Origin of the sequence: Nonomuraea sp. N2-4H (assembly GCF_045291505.1) — a bacterium.
GTDB lineage: Bacteria > Actinomycetota > Actinomycetes > Streptosporangiales > Streptosporangiaceae > Nonomuraea > Nonomuraea fastidiosa.
The window spans coordinates 7,432,230-7,455,070 of record NZ_CP147987.1 but is presented as its reverse complement, the minus strand read 5'-3'; the positions used below and the strand labels follow the sequence as shown (position 1 = coordinate 7,455,070).

At 70.5% G+C, this 22,841-nt stretch carries 23 protein-coding genes; 10 read left to right on the top strand and 13 right to left on the bottom strand.

What is annotated here, in order from left to right; translation table 11 throughout:
* The first annotated feature begins 786 nt into the window (after positions 1-786).
* Positions 787-3,102, top strand: coding sequence for a sodium-translocating pyrophosphatase (locus tag WBK31_RS34430; RefSeq protein WP_378785946.1), 2,316 nt, complete (start codon positions 787-789; stop codon positions 3,100-3,102).
* 337 nt (positions 3,103-3,439) lie between these two features.
* Complete coding sequence (locus WBK31_RS34425) at positions 3,440-3,907, top strand: histidine phosphatase family protein (protein ID WP_364062113.1); 468 nt, start codon at positions 3,440-3,442, stop codon at positions 3,905-3,907.
* Positions 3,908-3,911: 4 nt separating this feature from the next.
* On the opposite strand, the gene serB is transcribed toward WBK31_RS34425, so the two are convergent.
* The 4 genes from serB to WBK31_RS34405 form a co-directional block, all read right to left on the bottom strand.
* Positions 3,912-5,132, bottom strand: coding sequence for a phosphoserine phosphatase SerB (gene serB / locus WBK31_RS34420; protein ID WP_364062116.1), 1,221 nt, complete (start codon positions 5,130-5,132; stop codon positions 3,912-3,914).
* A gap of 79 nt (positions 5,133-5,211) precedes the next feature.
* On the bottom strand, positions 5,212-5,769 hold the full coding sequence (locus WBK31_RS34415) for a hypothetical protein (protein WP_406673767.1): 558 nt from the start codon (positions 5,767-5,769) through the stop codon (positions 5,212-5,214).
* A gap of 98 nt (positions 5,770-5,867) precedes the next feature.
* Entirely contained in the window at positions 5,868-6,878 is a 1,011-nt protein-coding gene (locus tag WBK31_RS34410; protein WP_378785947.1) for an S-adenosylmethionine:tRNA ribosyltransferase-isomerase, read from the bottom strand.
* Positions 6,875-7,531, bottom strand: coding sequence for an SDR family oxidoreductase (locus tag WBK31_RS34405; RefSeq protein ID WP_364062125.1), 657 nt, complete (start codon positions 7,529-7,531; stop codon positions 6,875-6,877). Before WBK31_RS34405 ends, WBK31_RS34410 begins: the two co-directional genes overlap by 4 nt.
* A gap of 94 nt (positions 7,532-7,625) precedes the next feature.
* Between WBK31_RS34405 and WBK31_RS34400 the strand changes: the two genes are divergently transcribed.
* Together WBK31_RS34400 and WBK31_RS34395 are read left to right on the top strand one after the other, a co-directional pair.
* A complete protein-coding gene (locus WBK31_RS34400) occupies positions 7,626-8,744 on the top strand; it encodes a GAF domain-containing sensor histidine kinase (RefSeq protein ID WP_364062128.1) in 1,119 nt (372 codons plus the stop codon).
* A complete protein-coding gene (locus WBK31_RS34395; protein WP_364062131.1) occupies positions 8,741-9,361 on the top strand; it encodes a response regulator transcription factor in 621 nt (206 codons plus the stop codon). Before WBK31_RS34400 ends, WBK31_RS34395 begins: the two co-directional genes overlap by 4 nt.
* 1 nt (position 9,362) lies before the next feature.
* On the opposite strand, the gene WBK31_RS34390 is transcribed toward WBK31_RS34395, so the two are convergent.
* Positions 9,363-10,079 (bottom strand): hypothetical protein, encoded by a 717-nt coding sequence (locus WBK31_RS34390; protein WP_378785948.1) that lies wholly within the window; start codon positions 10,077-10,079, stop codon positions 9,363-9,365.
* 68 nt (positions 10,080-10,147) lie between these two features.
* On the opposite strand from WBK31_RS34390, the gene WBK31_RS34385 reads away from it, so the two are divergent.
* From WBK31_RS34385 to WBK31_RS34370, 4 genes are all read left to right on the top strand, one after another.
* Positions 10,148-10,936: an ABC transporter ATP-binding protein gene (locus WBK31_RS34385; protein WP_364062137.1), complete on the top strand. Its 789-nt coding sequence runs from the start codon at positions 10,148-10,150 to the stop codon at positions 10,934-10,936.
* Between the two features lie 85 nt (positions 10,937-11,021).
* A complete protein-coding gene (locus tag WBK31_RS34380) occupies positions 11,022-11,945 on the top strand; it encodes an SPFH domain-containing protein (protein WP_364062140.1) in 924 nt (307 codons plus the stop codon).
* 64 nt (positions 11,946-12,009) lie between these two features.
* Positions 12,010-12,765, top strand: a complete 756-nt coding sequence (locus WBK31_RS34375) for a sulfite exporter TauE/SafE family protein (protein ID WP_406673766.1) — start codon at positions 12,010-12,012, stop codon at positions 12,763-12,765.
* Positions 12,766-12,788: 23 nt separating this feature from the next.
* A complete protein-coding gene (locus WBK31_RS34370; RefSeq protein WP_364062146.1) occupies positions 12,789-13,010 on the top strand; it encodes a hypothetical protein in 222 nt (73 codons plus the stop codon).
* On the opposite strand, the gene WBK31_RS34365 is transcribed toward WBK31_RS34370, so the two are convergent.
* From WBK31_RS34365 to WBK31_RS34340, 6 genes are all read right to left on the bottom strand, one after another.
* The gene (locus WBK31_RS34365) at positions 13,007-13,825 is read right to left on the bottom strand and encodes an NAD(P)H-binding protein (RefSeq protein WP_364062149.1); all 819 of its coding nucleotides are present in this window, start codon (positions 13,823-13,825) and stop codon (positions 13,007-13,009) included. The two genes, WBK31_RS34370 and WBK31_RS34365, sit on opposite strands and share 4 nt — an antisense overlap.
* Before the next feature lie 28 nt (positions 13,826-13,853).
* On the bottom strand, positions 13,854-14,711 hold the full coding sequence (locus WBK31_RS34360) for a Rieske 2Fe-2S domain-containing protein (RefSeq protein WP_378785951.1): 858 nt from the start codon (positions 14,709-14,711) through the stop codon (positions 13,854-13,856).
* A gap of 84 nt (positions 14,712-14,795) precedes the next feature.
* Positions 14,796-15,407 (bottom strand): HD domain-containing protein, encoded by a 612-nt coding sequence (locus WBK31_RS34355; RefSeq protein WP_364062155.1) that lies wholly within the window; start codon positions 15,405-15,407, stop codon positions 14,796-14,798.
* Position 15,408: 1 nt separating this feature from the next.
* Entirely contained in the window at positions 15,409-17,589 is a 2,181-nt protein-coding gene (locus tag WBK31_RS34350; RefSeq protein WP_378785952.1) for a molybdopterin-dependent oxidoreductase, read from the bottom strand.
* Positions 17,590-17,777: 188 nt separating this feature from the next.
* Complete coding sequence (locus WBK31_RS34345; RefSeq protein WP_364062161.1) at positions 17,778-18,425, bottom strand: hypothetical protein; 648 nt, start codon at positions 18,423-18,425, stop codon at positions 17,778-17,780.
* The gene (locus WBK31_RS34340) at positions 18,425-18,640 is read right to left on the bottom strand and encodes a hypothetical protein (RefSeq protein ID WP_406673765.1); all 216 of its coding nucleotides are present in this window, start codon (positions 18,638-18,640) and stop codon (positions 18,425-18,427) included. The genes WBK31_RS34345 and WBK31_RS34340 overlap by 1 nt, the downstream gene beginning before the upstream one ends.
* Positions 18,641-19,334: 694 nt before the next feature.
* Between WBK31_RS34340 and WBK31_RS34335 the strand changes: the two genes are divergently transcribed.
* Both WBK31_RS34335 and WBK31_RS34330 read left to right on the top strand, forming a co-directional pair.
* Positions 19,335-20,156: a helix-turn-helix domain-containing protein gene (locus WBK31_RS34335; RefSeq protein ID WP_406673764.1), complete on the top strand. Its 822-nt coding sequence runs from the start codon at positions 19,335-19,337 to the stop codon at positions 20,154-20,156.
* Between the two features lie 60 nt (positions 20,157-20,216).
* Positions 20,217-20,441 carry a DUF397 domain-containing protein gene (locus WBK31_RS34330; RefSeq protein WP_406673763.1) on the top strand — a complete coding sequence of 75 codons (225 nt, stop codon included), beginning with the start codon at positions 20,217-20,219 and terminating at the stop codon, positions 20,439-20,441.
* Between the two features lie 144 nt (positions 20,442-20,585).
* Here the strand turns inward: WBK31_RS34330 and WBK31_RS34325 are convergent, their stop codons facing one another.
* Together WBK31_RS34325 and WBK31_RS34320 are read right to left on the bottom strand one after the other, a co-directional pair.
* A complete protein-coding gene (locus WBK31_RS34325; protein ID WP_406673762.1) occupies positions 20,586-21,317 on the bottom strand; it encodes a DUF6082 family protein in 732 nt (243 codons plus the stop codon).
* A 99-nt stretch (positions 21,318-21,416) separates the two neighbouring features.
* Positions 21,417-22,832 carry an MFS transporter gene (locus WBK31_RS34320; RefSeq protein WP_406673761.1) on the bottom strand — a complete coding sequence of 472 codons (1,416 nt, stop codon included), beginning with the start codon at positions 22,830-22,832 and terminating at the stop codon, positions 21,417-21,419.
* Positions 22,833-22,841: the final 9 nt, after the last annotated feature.

The following is a 22,841-nucleotide window of genomic DNA, read 5'->3' as shown; positions in this document are numbered from 1 at the left end:
CTTGGGACCGGCGACCGGCGCATGAGCGCGGGCGTGGCGATGGCGTGAGAGAAGGAGCGCCTGGTCATGGCGTGAGAGAGGGAGCGGGCCTGACCGTGGCGTGAGCGTGAGTGGCTGGGGCGTGGTGTGAGCGTGAGTGGGGCCGGATAATCGCGTGAGCGCGAGCGTCGGAGGGGGCCTGGCACGGAGGGCGGCTCGGGCGGTGGCCCGGTTCGTTCGTACGTGGTGGCGCCGTGACGCCCATCGTCCCGATTGACGGTCGAACGGGTGGGTGCCGTCGTGCGTAGTCACGAGTGAGGGGCTGCGCGGGCTTTTGGGCGGTGGCCGGGAGCGGGCCACCGCGCGGCGGGGGCGGGGCGCGGACGGCGAGCGGGAAGGGCCAGGGCGCGTACCGGGACGCCGCAGGGACGGGCGGAGGCGGCCGCAACGCGGTCGCCGACAGGCCCCGGAGCGGGGCGCGCGAAGCTCGGGAAGGCCGAAAAATACGGGGTTCCGGGCCGCCCCAAATCATGGCTTGCAGTGACCGTAAAACCTTGGAAATTTATCCTGTCAGATCCCAAACCCGGGCACTGTCAGGGGATTACCAGACACTCGCACAATTAGCGAGCCTCAGAGCCTTCATATCCGCCGACTGCCTGCGTAGACTCCCGGCACCGGCCAAGGTGATCCGGCGGAACGCGGATTCAACCGGAAGCGGCACCCACAACCCGGACGGTGCCGCGAACACCCGCCGAGGAAAACTGCAGCACCGCCCGGGCAGGACGACCGGTCTTGCCGAGGAGAACGATGAGCAGGCACATGCTGGCACTGGAGCCAGCGTCCAATCTGGTTCTGAGCGGAAACAATCTCACCATCGTGATCGTGGTCGCCGCGGTCGCACTCATCGCGCTAGCCGTCGCCGGTGGCCTGGTGCGCGAAGTGCTGTCCAGCGGCCAGGGCACCGAACGAATGCAGAACATCGCCCGCGCCGTCCAGGAGGGCGCCGCGGCCTACCTCGCCCGTCAGTTCCGCACGTTGGCGATCTTCGTCATCGTGATCCCCTTCCTGCTTCTCCTGCTACCGGGAGAGATGGACGTACGCATCGGCCGCTCCATCTTCTTCGTGGTCGGGGCGGTCTTCTCCGCGCTGACCGGGTTCATGGGCATGTGGCTGGCGGTACGCGGAAACGTACGCGTCGCCGCAGCCGCCAAGGAGGCGGGCGAGAAGCGGGCCATGCGCATCGCCTTCCGCACCGGCGGCGTGGCCGGCATGTTCACCGTGGGTCTCGGCCTGCTGGGCGCGGCGGTCGTGGTGTTCATCTACCAGGGCGACGCGCCCGGCGTGCTGGAGGGCTTCGGCTTCGGCGCGGCGCTGCTGGCGATGTTCATGCGAGTCGGCGGCGGCATCTTCACCAAGGCCGCAGACGTCGGCGCCGACCTGGTCGGCAAGGTCGAGCAGGGCATCCCTGAAGACGACCCGCGCAACGCCGCGACGATCGCCGACAACGTGGGCGACAACGTCGGCGACTGCGCCGGCATGGCGGCCGACCTGTTCGAGTCGTACGCGGTCATGCTGGTCGCGAGCCTGATCCTGGGCCGGGTGGCGTTCGGCGAGGAGGGTCTGGTCTTCCCCCTCATCGTCCCGATGATCGGTGTGATCACGGCGATCATCGGCATCTTCGTCACCGGCCTGCGCGACCGCGACCGCAACGGCATGGCGGCGATCAACCGCAGCTTCTTCATCTCCGCCGGCATCTCGGCGGTGCTCGTGACGGCTGCGGCGTTCTGGTACCTGCCGAGCAGCTTCTCCGGCCTGAGCGGCTCCGCCGTGCAGTCCGACGCCGACCCGCGGCTCATCGCGATCGGCGCGGTGCTGATCGGCCTGGTGCTGGCCAGCGCGATCCAGCTGCTCACCGGCTACTTCACCGAGACCAACCGGCGCCCGGTCAAGGAGATCGGCGAGAGCTCGGTCACCGGCCCCGCCACCGTCATCCTGGCGGGCATCAGCGTCGGCCTGGAGTCGGCGGTGTACTCCGCGCTGATCATCGGCGGCGCCGTCTACGGCGCGTTCCTGCTCGGCTTCGGGAACGTGACGATCGCGCTGTTCGCGGTGGCCCTCGCGGGCACCGGCCTGCTGACCACGGTCGGCGTCATCGTCTCGATGGACACCTTCGGCCCGGTCTCCGACAACGCGCAGGGCATCGCGGAGATGTCCGGCGACGTCGAGGGCGAGGGCGCGCGGGTGCTGACCAGCCTCGACGCGGTCGGCAACACCACGAAGGCGATCACCAAGGGCATCGCCATCGCCACGGCGGTGCTGGCGGCGACCGCGCTGTTCGGCGCGTTCCGTACGGCGGTGGAGACCGAGCTGACCGCGGCCACGGCGGCGGTCAAGAACGCGCTGGGCACGTTCTCGACCTTCAGCCTCAGCATCGACCAGCCGAACGTGCTCGTCGGCCTGGTCATCGGCGCCGCGGTGGTGTTCCTGTTCTCGGGCCTCGCCATCATGGCGGTCGGCCGGGCCGCGATGCGGGTGGTCTTCGAGGTGCGCGACCAGTTCCGTAACAAGCCCGGCATCATGGACGGCACCGAGAAGCCCGAGTACGGCCGCGTCGTGGACATCTGCACCCGCGACTCGCTGCGCGAGCTGGCCACCCCGGGTCTGCTGGCGGTCATGACGCCGATCGCGGTCGGGTTCGCGCTGGGGTACGCGCCGCTCGGCGCCTTCCTGGCCGGTGCGATCGCGGCCGGCACGCTGATGGCGGTCTTCCTCGCCAACTCCGGTGGCGCCTGGGACAACGCCAAGAAGCTCGTCGAGGACGGCCACCACGGCGGCAAGGGCTCCGAGGCGCACGCCGCCACCGTCATCGGCGACACGGTCGGCGACCCGTTCAAGGACACCGCCGGCCCTGCCATCAACCCGCTGATCAAGGTGATGAACCTGGTGGCGCTGCTGGTGGCGCCGGCCGTGGTGCTGTACGCGGGCAACCCGGCCCTCCGCATCGGCATCACCGTGATCGCGGTGGCGGTCGTGGTGGGCGCGATCATCGTGTCCAAGCGCCGGTCGGCGGCCGTCGCGCCGGCGAACGACAACAACCGGGAGCACGAGCCGGTCGCCTCGTGACGCATCCGGTGGCAGACGCCCGTCCCCGTGGCTCGGGGGCGGGCGTCCTTTTGTGGGGGTGGGGGTGGAGCACGGACTCGCCGGTGGGTGTGGTGACGCGTAGGTGTGGGGTGAGGGGCGGACGGTTCCGGGAGTGGCGGGCGGGTGTCCTTTTGCGGGTCCGTACGCCGGACAGGCGGGGAAGGGACCCAAGGGCGGCGGTGGGAAACTGGGCGCGTGAAGGATGACAAGCAGCAGCCCAACGGCGGCAGGGCCCTGGGCTTGATCCTGCTGGCCATGGTCGCCATCCTGGCCGTGATCGTGGGCCTGGCGGTCTGGGCGTCGAGGGGATGAGTTCGTGCGTACGTTGATCGTGCTGCGGCACGCCAAGGCCGCCCACGTGCCGGGCCTGGCCGATCGCGAGCGCCCGCTGACGGACCGGGGCGAGCGGGACGCCAAGCGCGCGGGCGAGGAGATCAGGGCGGCCGGGTTCGTCCCCGATGTGGTGCTCTGTTCGCCGGCGGTCAGGACGCGGCGCACCGCCGAGCTGGCCTTCCCCGGCGTCGAGGTCAGCTACGAGCGGGACATCTACCAGGCGTACCCGGACGAGCTGCTCGAGCTCGTACGCCGCTGCGACCCCGAGGCGGCCACGGTGGTGCTGTGCGGCCACAACCCCGGGGTGCACGAGCTGGCGCTGGGGCTGGCGGGCGGCGACTACGGCTTCCGGCCGGGGTCGTTCGCGGCGATCGCGGTGGAGTCGCCATGGGAGGAGCTGTCCCCGGGCGAAGGCCGCCTGATCTCCCGGTGGGCGCCGGAGAAGGACTGAGCCGTCAGGAGGCGGTCAGCACGCCGTCCTCGGCGTCGGCCGCCTCCACCTCGTCACGCGAGATCCCGAGCAGGTAGAGGATCGAGTCGAGGTACGGCGTGTTGACCGCGGTGTCGGCGGCCTGCCGGACGACGGGTTTGGCGTTGAACGCGATGCCGAGCCCGGCCGCGGCGATCATGTCGAGGTCGTTGGCGCCGTCGCCGATGGCCACGGTCTGGGAGATGGGCAGCCCGGCCTCGCGGGCGAACCGCTCCAGCGCCCGCGCCTTGCCGGGCCGGTCGACGATCTCGCCGACGACGCGCCCGGTGAGCTTGCCGTCGACGACTTCGAGGACGTTCGCTGCGGAGTAGTCGATGCCGAGCTCTTCGACGAGGGCGTCGGTGATCTGGGTGAAGCCGCCGCTGACGATGGCGAAGCGGTAGTCGAGCCGCTTGAGCGTGCGGACGAGCGTGCGGGCGCCGGGCGTGAGCACGACCTGCTTGCGCACCTGCTCGAACACGGACTCGGGCAGCCCTTCGAGCAGGGCGACGCGCCGCTTGAGCGACTCGGCGAAGTCGAGCTCGCCGCGCATGGCCTCTTCGGTGACGCGGGCGACCTCTTCCTGGCAGCCGGCGTGGGCGGCCAGCAGCTCGATGACCTCGCCCTGGATGAGGGTGGAGTCGACGTCCATGACGATGAGCCGCTTGGCCCTGCGGGACAGGCCGGTGCGCTGGACGGCGACGTCGACCTCCTGCTGAGCGGCCTCGGCGGCCAGCTCGACGCGCAGCGCGGCCGGGTCGGCGCCGGAGACCGACAGCTCGATGCAGGTGACGGGCCACTGGGCGAGGCGCTCGATGCGGTCGATGTTGGCGCCGGCGGCGGCGATGCGGCCCGCGATGCCCGCGATGGCGGCGGGGGAGAGCGTGGTGCCGAGCACGCTGACCGACAGCCGGCCGCGGCGGCGCTGCTCCTTGGCCTGGGAGCCGGTGGACAGCTCCACCTCCATGCCGAGGTCTTCTGCGACGCGCTCGACGGCGGTCCACATGGCTCCGAGCGTGGTGCCGGTGCCGGTGGAGGGCCCGCCCGCGTACGCGACGAGCACGCCGAGCGTCAGCCGGCCTCTGATGACGACCTGCTCGATGTCGGCCACCGTCACGGGGAACTGCGACAGCACGGAGAAGAGCCGGGAGGTGACCCCGGGGCGGTCGGGGCCGGTGAGCGTGATCAGGAGGGTGCGCTGGTCCACATCCAGTCACGGTACTGCGCCCGATCCGATGCTCGCGCAGCAGGGCGCGGATTCGGGGTCGGGCGCAGTGCGGCCGGAGCTAGCGGACGACCTTGGTCTTGACCGTCTTGGCGTAGCCGTGGACGGGGATGCCGAGCCGGTCCAGCTCCTCCTTGCTCATGTCCTCCATGCCCGTCTGGACGTCGTAGGAGACGATGCCGAGCCTGGCGGTCTGGGTGCCCCTGGCCTTCTTGGTGAGCCGCACGTCGAAGATCATGGCGATGGCCTCGCCCTTCTCCACGACCTTGGGGATGAAGCAGTAGAGCGCCCGGCCGTCGAGCTCGCACTCGGTTCCCTTGACGCTGGAGCGGTAGTAGACCTTCTTCAGGTCGATGCCCTTGGGGAACTGGCCGCCGAGGAAGTAATAGTCGGCGTAGTGGGGGCCCTTGTTCTGGGCGATGACGGTGTAGGAGATCTTTCCGCCGGCCTTGACCTTCTTCGGCGCCTTGACCGACACGTCGAAGACGGAGAAGGGCTCGGCCTGCGCGGCGGCGGCCGACGCGGTGGCTGACGTGGTGGCCGACGCGGGGACGGCGGTGAGCAGCAGGGCGCCGGCCGTTAACGCGACGGTGGCGACCTTCGGCAGTGTGTTTCGCATGCAAACGTCTCCGTTGCGGACGGGAAACGGGGACGTGTCACCTAAGGCCCCCGTAAATGTTGGCTTTTCCTATCACGCAGGCAAAAAACATGTAAAGCCTATTCCTGCAGGATCAGATGCGTGTCGCCGAACTCGTGCCACAGGTAGCCCGCGCGCAGCGCCTCGTCGTACGCCCGCGCCAGCGCCCGCTCGCCCGCGATCGCGGCCAGCATCATCAGGTGGCTCGACCGCGGCTCGTGCAGCCCCGTGATCAGGCCGGTGACCGCCCGTACGCCGCCCTGAGGCGTCACCACGTGCCTGGTCCACCCCCTGGCGGCGGTGACCTTCCCCGAGGCGTCCGCGGCCGTCTCAAGAGCCCGTACGACGGTCGTGCCCGCCGCCACCACGCGGCCCCCGCCGCGCCTGGTGACGTTGACCAGCCGGGCCGTGGCGGCGGGCACCTCGTACCGCTCGGCGTAGGGCGGCTCGTCCTTCTCCGGCGAGGCCACCCCCGTGTGCAGGGTGATCGGCGCGATCCCGATCCCGCGCGAGACCAGCGCGGTCACCAGCGCGTCGCTGAACGGCCGCGCCGCGCTGGGCATCTCCGCGCTGCCCGGCACGGTCGCGAAGACCGTCTGGTACGCCTCGATCGGCCAGTCGCGCTCCACGTACGCGTACCGGATCGGCACCCCGTGCACCCGCAGGTACGCCTCCACGTCCCGGTCGAGCGCGGCCCGCCACAGCCGGGGCGTGGCCCGCTCGATGAGCCGCAGCGTGGCGCGTCCCGGCAGCGGCAGCCACTCGCCGGGCTCGCCGCCCGCGTACGGCTCGGTGGCGATGCCGGCGCGGCGGCGCAGCTCCACCAGCCAGGTGCCGTCCTGCTCGGCGGTGGAGAAGTGCACGGCGAGCCGGTCGAGCCGGACGGCGGCGGGCAGCGTCGCGGAGTTGTTGACCACGATGAGATCGCCGGGGTCGAGCAGGTCGGGCAGGTCGTGGAAGCGGTGGTGGCTCGGGGCGAGGTCGCCGCGCGTCAGCAGCAGGCGTACGGCGTCCCTGGGCGTGCCGCGCGCCTCGGGCGGTTCGTGGGCCGACAACTCGGGCGGCAGCGAGAAGTCGAGCGCCGCGGTCATTGCAGGCTCACCTTGCCGCTCGCCGGGCGCGAGCTGATCAGGTCGTACAGGGCCGCGGCGACCTTGGCGGGGTCGGTGGCGTTCGCCGCCTCGCCGGCGCCGACGGCGTCGGCCAGCATGCGGGTGTTCATCTCGCCGGGATCAACCCACCACACGCGTACGCCGGGCTCCTCGGCGGCCAGCACGTTGGAGAGCTGCTCCAGCGCGGCCTTGCCGGCGCCGTAGCCGCCCCAGCCCTCGTACGCGCCGGTCGCGGCGTCGGAGGTGACGTTCACGATCGAGCCGCCCGCGGCCCGCAGCGCCGGCAGCGTGGCCTGGATGAGCGCGAGCGGCGCGGTCACGTTCGTCTCCAGCGCTCGTCTGAAGGCGTCCAGCGGATAGTCCGCGAGATGCGGCAGTGGCGTCGCGCCGAGGTCGCTGGCGTTGTTGACCAGCAGGTCCAGCTCGGGCGCGGCGGCGGCGAGGCGCGCCACGTGCTCGGGGTCGGTCACGTCGCCGGGGATCGCGGCCGCGCCCAGCTCGGCGGCGGCGCGGTCGAGGTCGGCGGCCCCGCGGGCGGTCAGGACGAGTTTCCAGCCCGCCGCGCCCAGCGCCCTGGCCAGGGCCAGGCCGAGTCCGCGTGAAGCTCCGGTGATGAGTGCGGTGTTCGTCATGTGACCGACGCTAGGAACGGGCGGCGCTGCGGACATCGGGCCGCGGGCCCGCCCCCGCCTGGGCACTTCGTCCTAGGACCATAGAGTGAGGCACGTGCCATCCGACAGAGACGCGATCCTTCAGGCGGTGAGCTCGGCCGTGCTCGCGGTCACCCGCCACCTGTCGGTGCGCGAGGTGCTGCAGGTGATCGTACGCTCGGCGCAGCGCCTGCTCGACGCCCGCTACGCCGCGCTCGGCGTGCCCGACGACGACGGCTCGTTCGCCGAGTTCGTCGCCGAGGGGCTGACCGACAAGCAGTGGGAGGCGATCGGGCCGCTGCCCCGCCAGCACGGCATGCTCGGCGCGATGCTCCGCGACGGCAGCCCGGTCAGGCTCCCCGACCTGCGCAAGGACGAGCGGTTCGAGTGGTGGCCGAAGGCCCACCCGGTGATCAAGGACTTCCTCGGCGTGCCGATCCGCGACGGCGACGAGGTGCTCGGCATCATCTTCCTCGCCAACAAGCGGGGCGGCGGCGGGTTCACGGAGGCCGACCAGGAGCTGCTCACGCTGTTCGCCGCGCACGCCGCGATCGCGCTCACCAACGCCCGCCTGTACGAGCACAGCCGCGAGCTGGCGATGCTGGAGGAGCGCAACCGCGTGGCCAGGGAGCTGCACGACGCGGTCAGCCAGAACTTGTTCTCGCTGCGGCTGTCGGCGCAGGCGGCGGGCGCGCTGCTGGACAAGGACCCGGGCAAGGCCGCCGCCGAGCTCGACCGGGTCCAGCGGCTGGCCGGCGAGGCGATCTCGGAGCTGCGGGCCGTCATCGTGGAGCTGCGGCCGGCCGAGCTCGACCGGCACGGGCTGAGCGAGACGCTGCGCAAGCAGGTACGCTTGCTCGACCGGTTGCACCCGCCCCTGGTGGTCTTCGAGTGCGGCGAGCTGCCGCCGCTGGCCGCCGAGGTCGAGGTGGCGGTGCTGCGGGTGGCCCAGGAAGCGCTGCACAACGCGCTGCGCCACTCCGGCGCCGAGACCGTACGCGTGCGGCTGGCCTGCGAGGACGGCACGCTGGTGCTGACCGTGCGCGACGACGGCAGTGGCTTCGACCCGTCGCAGCCGCAGCGCGGGCTCGGGCTGGCGTCGATGTGCGACAGGGCCGAGTCCGTCGGGGGCGTGCTGACGGTCGAGTCCGCCCCCGGCCAGGGGACGACCGTACGCATGGAGGTGAGCGCGTGATCCGGATCCTGATCGCCGACGACCATCCGGTGGTGCGGCAGGGGCTGCGCACGTTCCTCGACCTTCAGGACGACATCGCGGTCGTCGGCGAGGCCGGCGATGGCGCGCAGGCCGTCGAGCTGGTCGCCGAGCTCTCGCCCGACGTGCTGCTGCTCGATCTGAAGATGCCGGTGCTCGACGGGCTGGGCGCGCTCGAACGCCTCACCGGCACGCCGACCAGGGTGGTCGTGCTGACCTCGGTGAGCGACCCGGCCGACGTCGGCCCCGCGATGCGGGCGGGCGCCGCCGGCTTCCTGTACAAGGACGTCGATCCCGAGGCGCTCGTGCAGGCCGTACGCGCGGTGCACGGCGGCCAGGTGCTGCTCGCCCCCGAGGCGGCCGAGGCGATGCTGGCCTCACCGGGCAACGGCCCCGCCCCGGGCCCCGTGCCGCTGACCGAGCGCGAACGCGAGGTGCTGGCGCTCATCGCGGCGGGCCGCTCCAACAGGGAGATCGCGCGCAGCCTGGCGGTGGCGGAGAAGACCGTCAAGACGCACGTGTCCAACGTGCTGATGAAGCTCGGCGTGCAGGACCGCACTCAGGCGGCGCTCTACGCCGTACGCCACGGGCTCGGCTGAGTCACTGGTAGGAGACGGGCTCGAAGATGGCGTGGTGCGCGGCGATCAGCGCGCGGCGCACGGCACGGTCCAGCTCGCGCAGCGCGCGCTCGCGTACGGCGAGCTGCCCGGAGGTGAGCCCGCGCGAGTCGGCCAGGCGCAGCACGGCGGCCAGTCGCGTGGCGAGCGCGGAGACCCGGTGGGCGCGTGCGGGATAGCCGGGGGCCAGCTCGCCGCCCCCGCCCAGGCGGCCGGGGCGGTCGCCCGCGGGCCCCTCGACGGACGTCAGGGCCTCGGTGGCGGCGCGCATCGTGTCGGACAGCTCACGCTCGGCCTCGGCCAGCGAGGGCAGGTCATGGCGTACGGGGCCGGCGTCGTGCACCTCGAAGCGCACGCCGGCGTACGACGAGCCGCGCAGGTCCGGATGGGGCACCAGGCCGAGGTTGCGGTCAGCGAGCACCGCGATGACGGCCTGCCCGGCGTCGACCGCTGCGGAGTTGAACGCGGGCGGCCCCGACAGCCCCAGCGGGTCTCCGGGCACCGGCAGGGCGAGCCGCAGCTCGCGCAGGCCGTCGGCGCGCAGGTTCGCGAGATGTTCGCGCAGCCGCAGCTCGCCCACGACGGCGGGCCCGGCCGCGGCTTCCACCTGGTCGGCCGCCTCGTCGAGGCCCACGTGACCGGACAGCCACGCGTTGCCCCAGGCGACCAGTGATGGGCTGACATTCGATTCAGGGCGCACCGGTCCACGATAAGCGGTCGCCCTGCAATAGGTTTGTCCCCAGGGTCACTCCTAAGGAGGTATCGGGGATGGGTGGTCAGGTGCTGCGGCTCCAGGACGTCGCCGTCAGGCGAGACGGAGCGGCCCTGCTGCGCGGCATCGACTGGACGGTCAACGCCGACGAGCGGTGGGTCGTCATCGGGCCCAACGGCGCGGGCAAGACGACGCTGCTGCAGGTCGCGGCCACGCTGCTCTATCCGAGTGAGGGCGTGGTCGAGGTGCTGGGCGAGCGGCTCGGGCAGGCCGACGTGTTCGACCTGCGGCCGCGCATCGGGCTGGCCAGCGCCGCGCTGGCCGAGCGCATCCCGCCGGAGGAGAAGGTCATCGACCTCGTGCTGACGGCCTCGTACGCCATCATGGGCCGCTGGACCGAGGAGTACGACTCCAACGACGTCACCAGAGCCGTCGAGCTGATCGACATGATGGGCGCCGCCCACCTGATCAGGCGCAGGTTCGGCACGCTGTCGGAGGGCGAGCGCAAGCGCGTGCAGATCGCCCGCGCGCTCATGCCCGACCCCGAGATGCTGCTGCTCGACGAGCCGGCGGCGGGACTCGACCTGGGCGGCAGGGAGGATCTGGTGCGCCGGCTGTCGCTGCTGGCCGGCGACTACCGCTCGCCGACGCTGGTGCTGGTGACGCACCACGTGGAGGAGGTGCCGGCCGGCTTCACCCACGGGCTGCTGCTGCGGCACGGCTCGGTGGTGGCGCAGGGGCCGCTCGACCACGTGATGACGGCCGACAACCTGTCGCAGACGTTCGGGGTGCCGCTGTCGCTTGAGCGCAGCGCGCAGGGCCGCTGGTACGCCAGAGCCCACTGATCGCCGTTTCGTACGGTAAAGAACGCCCCAAGAGGAAACCCCCTAGGATCTACGGAGTCGGTTTCCTCGGCTTCGGAGCGTCGCCATGTCCGTCGAGCAGCTCGTCGTCGCCCTCGTCGTGGTCGCGGCGGTGGGCTTCGGGGTGGCCCGTACGATCCGCATCATCCCCCAGGCCACGGCCGCCATCGTCGAGCGGCTCGGCCGCTACCACCGCACGCTCTCACCCGGGCTCAACCTCGTGGTGCCGTTCATCGACCGCATCAAGGACGTGATCGACCTGCGCGAGCAGGTGGTCTCGTTCCCGCCGCAGCCGGTGATCACCTCCGACAACCTCGTGGTGTCCATCGACACCGTCGTCTACTTTCAGGTCACCAACCCCAAGGCGGCCACGTACGAGATCGCCAACTTCCTGACCGGCGTCGAGCAGCTCACCATCACCACGCTGCGCAACGTCGTCGGCGGCATGGACCTGGAGCGCACGCTGACCTCGCGCGAGGAGATCAACACCGCGCTGCGCGGCGTGCTCGACGAGGCCACCGGCAAGTGGGGCATCAGGGTCAACCGGGTCGAGCTGAAGGCCATCGACCCGCCCGCCTCCATCCAGGACTCGATGGAGAAGCAGATGCGCGCCGACCGCGACAAGCGGGCGGCGGTGCTGAGCGCCGAGGGGCAGCGCCAGGCGGCGATCCTGGCCGCCGAGGGCGAGAAGCAGGCGGCGGTGCTGCGGGCGCGCGGCGAGGCGGAGGCGGCCGTGCTGCGCGCACAGGCCGAGGCCGAGGCGCAGGCGATGCGGGCCAAGGGGCAGGCCGACGCGATCGGCATGGTGTTCAAGGCCATTCACGAGGGCAACCCGACCCAGCAGCTCCTCGCCTACCACTACCTGCAGACCCTGCCGGAGATCGCCAAAGGCGACGCCAATAAAATCTGGATCGTCCCATCCGAAATGGGAAAGGTCCTGGAAAACCTGGGCGGCCTCTTCACACCCCCCAAGGGTTCGGACACCCAGTGAGAGTCCGGCGGGCTGCGCGGTCCTGACCGGGATGATGTGACGGCAGTCCGATCGGGAGGGTCGTGTGACGGGGTGGGAGCTGGCCGTCGTCGTCGGCGTCGGTGTGATCGCCGGCGCCATCAACGCGGTGGTGGGGTCGGGCTCGCTGATCACGTTCCCCACGCTGGTGGCGCTCGGCGTCGATCCCGTCGTGGCGAACGTCTCCAACACCGTCGGCCTGGTCCCGGGCTCGTTCTCGGCCGCGTACGGCTACCGCGCCGAGCTGCGCGGGCAGCGTGACCGCCTGCTGCGCCTGGGCGCGGCCTCCACGATCGGCGCGCTGATCGGCGGCGTGCTGCTGCTGTTCCTCGATCCGAGCGTGTTCGAGGTCGTGGTCGTGGCCCTGATCGCGCTCGCCTGCGTGCTGGTCATGGTGCAGCCGAGGCTCAACACGTGGATGGCCGCCCGCCGCGATATGCCGCACCCGCACGGCGGTCCCGCGCTGTGGCTGGGCGTGCTGGGCGCGGGCGTCTACGGCGGCTACTTCGGCGCGGCGCAGGGCGTGCTGCTGATCGGGCTGCTCGGCATCTTCCTCGACGACGGCCTGCAGCGCATCAACGCGGCCAAGAACGTGCTGGCGCTGACCGTCAACGGGGTGGCCGCGCTGCTGTTCGTGATCGTGGCGGACGTGGACTGGCAGGCCGCCGCCGGGGTGGCGTTGGGCGCGATCGTCGGCGGCTGGCTGGGGGCGCGGCTGGGCCGCCGCATCCCGGCGCCGATCCTGCGCGGCATCATCGTGTGCGTGGGTATTGTGGCGATAATCGTACTGGTGTACGGATAACTCCACCTGGGTATGACTTTGTCATGAAAGGTGACCGGGTGGAGATCGTCATCGACGCGGGTGGCTCGTCACCCCGCACATACGAGATCACGGCCACCCGCGCCGGACGGCGGGTCGAGGTGGCCACCCGGCGCGGGCTCGTCGAGGTGAGCGAGGTCACCAGGAGCGGCACGCCGGTGCGCACCGCGCGGTTCATGTCCAGCCGCATTCTCGCCCTCGTGGAGCATCCCGCCGACGAGTCCTAGCGGAAGTCGGCCGCGTGGTCCTCGGCCCACTGGCGGAACGTCAGGGCCGGGCGGCCGAGCAGCCGCTGCACCGTGTCGGTGGCCCGCTCGGGGGCGTCCACGAAGGAGCCCCAGGCGGTCAGCGCCTGCTCCACGAACGCCGCGTCGCCCCACGCCTCCATGAGCTGCTCGCGGGCCTCCGCTGGCGGCTGCTCCTCCCAGCGCACCTCGCGCCCGATGACCTCGCCGATCACGCGCACCTGCTCGATCTGGGTCAGCTCGGCGGGGCCCGTCAGCGCGTACGCGGCGCCGCTGTGCCCGGCGGAGGTGAGCACGTGCACCGCGACCGAGGCGATGTCCCGCTCGTGGATGAGCGCCCGCGACGCCTGCCCGAACGGCCAGCGCACGACGCCGCGCCTGATCTGCTCCGCCCACACCAGCGTGTTGGCCGCGAAGCCGCCGGGCCGCAGGAACGTCCACTTGAGCGGCGTGCGCCGGATGAGCCGCTCGATCGCCGCGTAGTGGGTGTTCTCGCCGCCCGGCACGTGCGCCGACAGGTAGACCACCCGCCGCGCGTGCCTGGCGATGGCCTCCACCACCTCGCCGGCGTCGCCCACGTTGAACTCCGGCCAGAGCAGGAAGACGCTCTCCACGTCCTTCAGCGCGGGCTCCAGGCTCTCGGGGACCGTCAGGTCACCCTGTACGGTCTCCACGCCCGCCTGCACCTTCTCCGGCCGCCTCGCGAACGCCCGTACGTCCAGACCGGCTTTGGCGAGCCGGGACACCACATGTCTGCCCACATTGCCGGTCGCACCGGTCACCAGGATCTTTCCCATGCTGCGACCGTAGGACCTCAACCAAAGTTCAGGTCAACCCCGGCCGCACCTGAATCGTGCCGTCGCGCCTGATCCGGGTCTCGAACACCGGGGCGGGCGCCGTCGCCGGCCCGTGCTTGACCGAGCCGTCCTTCAGCCGGAACGTGCTGCTGTGCCACGGGCACACCACGCACGCCTCGCCGTCCTGCATGACCAGCCTGCCCTGGTGCAGCGGGCCCGCGAGGTGCGGGCAGCGGTCGCCCAGCACGGTCACGCCGTCGCCCTGGCGCAGCACGAAGAGCTGGATGTAGCCGAGCCGCCGCGCCACGGGCCGCCCCTCGGGCAGGTCCTTGATCGGGCACAGGTCGTGCCAGCCCAGCGGCACCAGGTGCGTCACCTGCGGCGCGTGGTTGGCGCCTGCCGCCTGCCGGTGCGCCAGGTGCCCGCCCAGGTACGCGCCGAGCCCGCCGACGGCCAGGCCCGCGTACGACAGCATCCGGCCGGGCCGCTCTTGCCCGCGCAGGCGGGCCAGCAGCGAGGCGGTGAACAGGCCGAGCGCGGCGGTGTTGGCCAGCATGTGGACGAAGCCCACCCGCTGCTGCTCGCGGTGGAGCATCGACCAGTCGGTCACCCCGGAGGCCGTCGTGGGCAGCGCGTTGACGATGCCGGTCGCCAGCAGCAGGCGCGCGGCCCTGGGGTCGGCGTTCGCGAGGTCCAGCACGGCGGTGGAGAGCCAGCAGCCCAGGCTCACCGTGGCCAGCGACGGGTGCACGGGCTCGCCGAGCGGCACGCCGTGCAGCATGTCGCGCAGGCGGCCCTGGCGCAGCCGCCGGCGTACGACCTTGGCGAGCGCGCGGATCGGCCGGTCCAGGCCCTTCGACTTCTCGAGCCGATCGGCGAGGGCCACCGGCCCGGCGAAGCCCCGAAATTGCCGATGCTTCGCACGTACTGTCTCTTTCACGACAAGTCCCCTACCCCGGGCATGAGGGGATCACTCGGACAGGTGTCCCCTGGCCACGGAGAGTTCGACCAGCTCGAGGGCGTACTTGCCCAGCGACGGCGAGCCTTCCTCGATGATCCGCACCTTCTCCCGAACCTGCGCCGCCGTCACCTTGAACAGCGGCCAGGTGCCCCCTTCGGTGTGGTGGTTGGCCAGGATCGGGGCGAACCTGTCGAGCGCCTTGGCGAACTTCGCCTCCGGCGTCTTGCGCTCCTCGAACTCCTCCCACAACTCCCGCAGCCGCGCTCCCTGCTCGGCGGGCAGCAGGCCGAAAATGCGGTCGGCGGCGGCCCGCTCGGCCTCCGCCTGCGCGGCCACTTCCACCGGGTCGTAGATGAACGTGTCACCCGCGTCGATCTCCACCAGATCGTGCACCAGCAACATGGCCACCACCCGCTGCAGGTCGGTTCCGGGTGGGGCGTGCTCGCCGAGGATCATCGCCAACGTGCCCACGTACCAGGAGTGCTCGGCGGTGTTCTCCCGTCGCGAGCCGTCGATGAGGTGGTTGCGGCGGATGATCCGCTTCAACTTGTCGATCTCGATGGCGAAGGCGATCTGGGCGTTCAGGCGGTCCTCTTCTGGCACGATAGTCACGCGCGACACCCTAATGTGCGGTGATCACCCCGGTTGGTGAAATCGTGACCGGAACTCCGTTGAACACTGCGTTACCACTTGGGGCGTCGATCGCCGTTTCGTCCGTGAGCGCGTTGGCGCTGACGCCCGCGTGATCGGCCGCCACGCGCTGCGCGCTGTCCGCGTGGCCCCAGCCGTGCGGCAGGCTGACCACGCCCGGCATGATCGTGTCGGTCGGCTCCAGCACGACCGTGACCTCGCCCTTCGCCGAGCGCACCACCGCCTCGCCGTTCAGCCCGAGCCTGGCCACGTCGTCGGGGTGGATCTGCAGCGTGCACGTGTTGCTACCGCCCACCAGCGGGGCGACGTTGTGCATCCAGCTGTTGTTGGAGCGCAGGTGCCGCCGGCCGATGAGCACCATCTCGGGCGGGGCCTGCTCGAGCTTGGCGCGCAGCCGCTCGACGTCCTCGATGATGTGCGGGGGAGCCAGCTCGATGAGCCCCGACGCGGTCCGCAGCACCTCGCCGAGCCGCGGCTGCAGCGGGCCGAGGTCCAGGCCGTGCGGGTGGTCGAGCAGTTTGCGCAGCGACAGCTCACCCTTGCCCGACCACTCGCCGTACGGGCCGAGCCGCAGCATCATGTCCAGCCGCCGCTCCGCGCCCGTCTCGCCGTCCAGCAGCGCGCGCAGCTCCGCGACGTCCCGGCCCTCCACGCCGGACCCGGGCGTCTGCGTGGCCTTGCGCAGCGTCTCGTCGATGACGTACGCGTCCAGGTCGCCTTCCAGCCCCGAGGCGATGCCCGCCAGCCTGGCCAGGATCTCCGCCTCCGACGGCCGCCCGTCCAGCGGCAGCACCGGCCGCGAGTACCTGGCGTAGTTGCGCACCGCGAGCCCGAGCAGCGAGAAGTCGTAGTGGCCCGACTGCAGGATGCGCGGCGGCGGCAGGATCACGTCGGCGTGCCTGGTCGTCTCGTTCAGGTACGGATCCACGCTCACCATGAAGCCGAGCCGACCCAGCGCCTTGTCCAGCCGGGCCCCGTTGGGCGCCGACAGCACCGGGTTCCCGGCGATCGTCAGCAGGAACCTGACCTGGCCCTCGCCCGGCGTCTCGATCTCGTCGGCCAGCGTGGCCACCGGCAGCTCGCCGTTCGCCTCCGGCAGCCCGCGCACCCGGCTGCGCCAGCGCCCCACCTGGTACGGCCGGCGCCGCCCCGGCGGCTCCGTCGCGGGCTTGGCGAACATCACGCCGCCCGGCCTGTCGAGGTTGCCGGTCAGCACGTTGAGCACGTCCACCAGCCACTGGGCCAGCGTGCCGAACTCGGCCGTGCAGGTGCCGATGCGGGCGTACACGGCGGCCCGGTCCGCCGCCGCCAGCTCCCTGGCCAGCCGCGTCACCACCTCGGCCGGAACCCCCGTACGGGCCGCGACCGCGTCCGGCGGGAAGTGCTTGGCCGCCTCGCGCACCTCGGCCAGCCCGTTCACCTCGTGCCGCAACCTGACCAGGTCCTCGGCGAACAGCGTGTGCACGATGCCGAACAGCAGGTACGCGTCCGTGCCCGGGCGGATGAACACGTGCTCGTCCGCCAGCGCCGCGGTCCGCGTACGGCGCGGGTCCACCACGACCAGCCGGCCGCCGCGCCGCCTCAGCGCCTTGAGCCTGCCTGGGAAGTCGGGGGCCGTGCACAGCGAGCCGTTGGACTCCAGCGGGTTCGCGCCCAGCATCAGCAGGTAGCCGGTCCTGTCCAGGTCGGGCACCGGAATGGCCATCGGGTGGCCGAACATCAGCCCGGCCGCCACGTGCTTCGGCATCTGGTCGGCGGTGCTGGCGGAGAAGACGTTGCGGGTGCCGAGCGCCTTGACGAGCGGGGCGACGTACAGGGCGCCCGCCATGGTGTGCGCGTTGGGGTTGCCCAGGTAGACGGCGGTCTCGCGCCGGTCTTTCACCTGGTCGAGGCCCGCTCGTACGGCGCTGAACGCCTCCTCCCAGCTCGCCTCGCGAAACCGGCCGTCGCGTTTGACGAGCGGGACGCTCAGGCGATCGGGGTCCTCGTCGAGCCGGCCCAGGCTCGCGCCCTTCGGGCAGATGAACCCCTTGCTGAACGGGTCGTCCTTGTCGCCGCGCACGCCCGTCACGCGCCCGGCGTCGTCGAGGGTGAGCGTCAGGCCGCAGACGGCTTCGCAGAGGGGGCAGGTCCGGTGCACGGTGGACGGCATCACGACTCCTGAGTTCGCCAGATGAACTCATCTTCGCGCGGACCGCGCGCATGGGGAAGCCCCGGAGATCGCCGGATCTCCGGGGCCGGGCCGTGTGGGCCGGACGCACGGGGTGGGAGCATGGGGAAGCCCCGGAGCCCCCGCGGTCTCCGGGGCTTCGCTTCCTAGGGACCCGGTTCCCTAGGTCTTCACGCCGCCCTCGGCAGCACCACCTCGGTGCGCAGATCAGGCGGCTCCTCGAAGTCGGTCCGCAGGGCGACCCAGGAGCGGCGGCCGTACAGGCGGTCGAGCCCCGGGGAGATCGCACCGGGCGATTCGTCCCTGCGGACGATCTCCACGAGCACGAACTGCGAGCGCGTGCGGTGCCGGTACACGTTCACGCTGCGGGCCCAGCAGGCCGCGGCGATCTCCTCGGCGTACGCCTCGAACTCCTCGGCGCTGATGCCGGCCCTGACCATGATCAGCGCTTTCTCGCCCGTCACCGTCGGCGTGATCCACAGCACCAGCGGGATCCGTCCCGCCCGGGTGTGCATGGTCGTCTCCATGCACACCCGGTGCAGGCGGTGGCGGGAGACCACGCACCAGAAGTGCGCGGCGACCCAGCTGCGGCCCGCCTTGGTGGCGGCCGGCGCCGACACGGCGCTGGTCAGCAGGACGACCGGCACCCATTGGCCGTTCCGGGTGGCGCCGAAGAGCGCCAGCACGAACAGCGCCGCGGCGCCGAGCAGCAGCAGCTCGGTCCTCGCCCGCCACAGCTTGACCAGCGGCCGGCTCCCGCGGACGGCGGGGAGGTCCTCGTTGGCGGGGTAGATCTGGTTGCGCGGGTTCCTCGCCATCAGGACACCTCCTCTGTCACCTTGCGTGGGAGGCGGAGCTGGTCGAAGCGCGGGTCGCGGTAGCGACGGGAGCCGAACCCCGTCCTGGTCACCGTCCAGCTCATGCGGAAGGCGAACTCGTCCGGCTCTACGCAGATCTCGTAGTCAGCCGAGGCGATGAGGTCCCGGATCCAGGACTTGATTCGGCTGAGTCCCTTGGTACCTTGTGAGTACATAGAAGACCCCTTTCGCGGCATTTAGAGGTGGCTTCTTGGCCGGTCCGACGGCTGATGACCGGTCTCGCCGCAGGGTGGCAGCCCGTGGTGCGACGAAGAATCGGTGGTCAGCCGCGGATCGGCTTTTTGCATGCTCGATCGAGCGAATTCGCGCTGTGCGCTCAGGCGATGACGAAGTCCTTCCGGCAAGTGGCCTCCCTGGGGCGGTGATTCGTTTCCGGGACGGCGACGTTGCCGGGGGCGCGCCCGCCGAACGAGCGCGTGATCATGGCTGGGAGTCCCCACGCGTGCGGCCGATGCGTCATGTCCGGCCTCCTCACCACTCGAGAACCCTCCTAGTTCAGATCGTCCCCCGAGGTCGGCGAAGCTGCAATACTTTGAGCAAGGGAAGATTTAAGTTTCTTCGCTTATTGCCCTGCAACTTGCACGCCAACTGTCATCGCCACGGTACGAGGAGGAAAACCTGGCCCGCCTCCGGCGCACCTGCGAAGGTTGTCCTTGCCCCTACGCTCTCTCCGTGAAAGCCTTCTGGCAAGGCTGTGCGGCACAACTCATGCAACTTGCAGTGTAAGATTGGGCGAACGGCCCAAAAAGCCGGACTGCAAACGATCCCTTCCGGCTACACCTTCATTCCCGAGAAGGAGAGTGGACGGTGCCATCGCAGCAGGGCAGTCCCACAGTACGGCGGCTCCGCTTGGGCCAGGAGCTTCGCCTCCTCCGCGAGCGGCGCAAGCTCACCGGCGCCAAGGCGGCCAGAGACCTCGGCTGGTCCGCCAGCAAGGTCAGCCGCATCGAAGCCGCCAAGACCATGCCCAGCACTGAGGACATCAAGGCCCTTGCCAAGCTGTACCGGCTGGACGGTGACAAACTTGATGAACTCTTCGGCTTGTTGCGTGATGCGGAGCAGCGAGGGTGGTGGGAAGATTACGAGGACGCCCTGCCCGAGGAGTACACGACATTCCTGGGGCTGGAAGCGGAGGCGACATTCCAGCGCGATTGGGAACCCCAAGTCGTGCCTGGCCTGCTACAGACCGAGGACTACGCCAGGGAAGTGATTCTGGCGACCCGGGGCATCGCTCGCATCACGCACAGCGGTGTCAGGAGTCGGGTCGAAGCCCGGCTCGACAGGCAGGAGCGCGTGCTGCACAGGGCTGATCCCTGCGCTCTGACCGTGGTGATCGACGAGTCGGCACTCATGCGCCGCTTCGGCGAGCCCTCGGTCATGCGCGAGCAGATGGAGCATCTGCTGGAGATGTCGGTCCTGCCGCACGTGAGTGTCCACGTCCTTCCACTGGATGCACTGCATCCGGTGAACACGGGTGCGTTCATCCACCTCAAGTTCTCCGGGTTTGACGATGTTGTGTATCTTGAGCAGTTGTATACGGCTCATTTCGTCGACGACCTCGAGCGAGTAGCTGGATACGAAATGGCCTTCGAGCACATCAAGTCAGAGGCTCTGGACGAGGACGAGTCTCGGGTCCTCATCCAGAGGAAGGCCATGTTCTGGCGGCGATAAAAGCCGATCAACCAAAACCTCAGAAAGGGGCAACGGTGCCCCTTTACCTTTTGGGAGAAAATGTACAACCACCTAGCGACGGCAGCCTGGCGGAAGAGTTCCTTCTGCAACGGCGCGGCGACGTGCGTCGAGGTTGCCCCTCTGGCCGATGGCAACGTCGCGCTGCGTGACAGCAAGGAGCAGGACGGTCCGGTCCTGGTCTTCACGCCAGAGGAGTGGGCCGCGTTCACGGCAGGCGTGCGTGCCGGCGAGTTCGACCTCGCCGCACCCGTAGGCAGGGGATAAGCGAACGGCCCTGGCAGGTTTTGGCATCACAGACACAGGGCCGTTCGGATGGAGGCATGGCAGTGCCTCCCCGCTATCCCCAGCTCGTCCAGCAGGTCGAGCAGAGAAGACGTGCTCATCATGGCACATCCGCGACCGAAATGATCAGTTACTCGCCTGCCGTTTCTTGATCCAGCTCAGCCAGGAGATCCCCGCCACGGCGACCGCCGCAGCAGCAGCCACGTGCAGCGCGGCAGGACGGCCGGGCGTGGCGGCGGGTGCCCCGGTGCGGGAGAGTGGCGCGACCGGTCCCTCTAGGCTTCGGCGATAGGCCAGATCCATCGCCGCCACGAACTGCTCGGCCCGCCGGTTGTTCGCCACCGCCAGCCGGTACTCGCGGCTGTCCGCCCAGAACCGCCGTCCCGCCTCGGTGCTGAAAAAATCCCTGCGCGCATATTCCATGAGTGCCGGCTCGGTCATGTCGCCCACCTTGAAAAGCATCTCCCAGTACGAAAGCATGAGATTCAGAAAAAGGTGGGTCGCCGGTTCGAGCCCATTGTCCGGCCTGCTGAGGACATTATGCAGGGCTGGATTCTGGATCTGCAGCTGCATCAGCTGGAAATGGTGCGCACGGGAGGCGTCCTCGCGTGCGAAACGCATTTCTCTGGCCTGTAGGAAAAGGGAGATCCCGATGGCCACGAGTGCGAAAGCGGACAACAGTGCCGACGCGGCGCCGTAGGTCTCGCCGATCGCACTCAGTTCCTGCCAGCGGGTGCTGGCGGGCACCAGGACGTTCAGCAGAAGAGGCGAGAGCAGCGTCGCGGTCGCGGACACTACGACGATCACCAAGAGCAGGGGCATCAGCAGGCGCGGCGTGCGCCGATAGCGGGGGAACATGTGCCCACCGTGCCATGCGAGCGGCTTGCGTCCACGTAGGGACGCAGGCCGATTCGTTATAGATCAGTTTCGCTCCGTCAGATCGAACCGAAGCCCTGGTCATGCGGAGGCGAGGGGCTTTGGGCGGCGGGTGAGGAAGAGGGAGCTGAGGCCCGCAAGTACGGCGAGACCGGCCATCGCCAGAGATGTGGTCATGGGGGCGGAGGACGTGGGGCCGGTGTCGAGGGTGATGAAGAGGGTGCCGATGGCGGCGACGCCGATGACCTGGCCGATCTGCATGACGGTGAGCAGGGCGCCGCTCGCGTCCGCCGCGTACGCGCCGTCCACCTGCTCGGTGGCCAGGTTCGTGACCGCGACCTGCACGCCGAGGCCGGCGCCGACGAGGGCGCTCATGATGGCGTACACCACGCCGCCGCTCGCGGCGAGGCCGAGGCCGACGTAGGCGGGGGCGGCGACCACGTAGCCGAACGGCAGCAACGGCCGCTGCAGGCGTACGGGCAGGCGCGGCCAGGCGAGCCCGACGAGGCCGAACGCCAGCGCGCACGGCACCAGCATCATGCCGGAGGCGAGCGGGGTCATGTGCAGGTCGCCCTGCAGGTGCAGGGCGGAGGTGAACAGGAAAGCGCCCCAGGTCGCCGGGCCGAAGAGCAGGACGGCGAGGCCGGGCCGCATGCCGGGCGCGCGCAGCACCCGGGCGTCCACGAGCGGCCGGCCGCCCCGGCCGGTGACCCAGCGCTCGACGCGTACGAACACCGCGAAGGTCACCACGCTCAGCGCCATCGAGATCCAGCCCCACAGCGGCCAGCCGAGGTCGCGGCCGAGCACGAGCGGCACCACGAACAGCAGCACGGCCGCCGACAGCGTCACCAGGCCCCACGGGTCGAGCCCGGTCCGGCCGCCGCCCGAGTCGTGGGGGAGCAGGCGATGCCCCGCGATCAGCAACAGCGCGGCGACGGGCACCAGCACCAGGAACACGATCCGCCAGCCGAGCCCGACGCCCAGCAGGATGCCGCCGAGCGCCTGCCCCGCCACGATGCCGCCGCTGATCATCAAAGACCAGAGGCCGATCGCCCGGCCGCGGGCCGCGCCGTGGTAGTTGCGCTGGATCAACGTCAGCACCTGCGGCATCATCATCGCCGCCCCGGCGCCTTGCAGTAGCCGGGCCGCCACCAGCCAGCCCGTCGTGGGGGCGAGGCCGGCGGCGAGCGTGGTCACGGTGAAGGCCGCCAATCCGCCGAGGAACGCTCTGCGGTAGCCGAACAGGTCGCCGACCCTGGCTCCGGTGATCAAAAGGACCGCATAGACAATGGTGTAACCAGCGATGATCATCTGTAGCCCGGCGCCCGACGAGTGCAGGTCGGCCTCGATGGTCGGGGTGGCCACGTTGACGATGTTGACGTTCAGGATGGCCAGGAACTGCCCGAGGAGGATGGTCGTCAGGAGCAGCCCACCGGCTTTGGGGGCCTCCTGCGGGGTGGTCACCCCATCAGAGGACACAACGGTGGTTTGCGACATGTTGTGAAG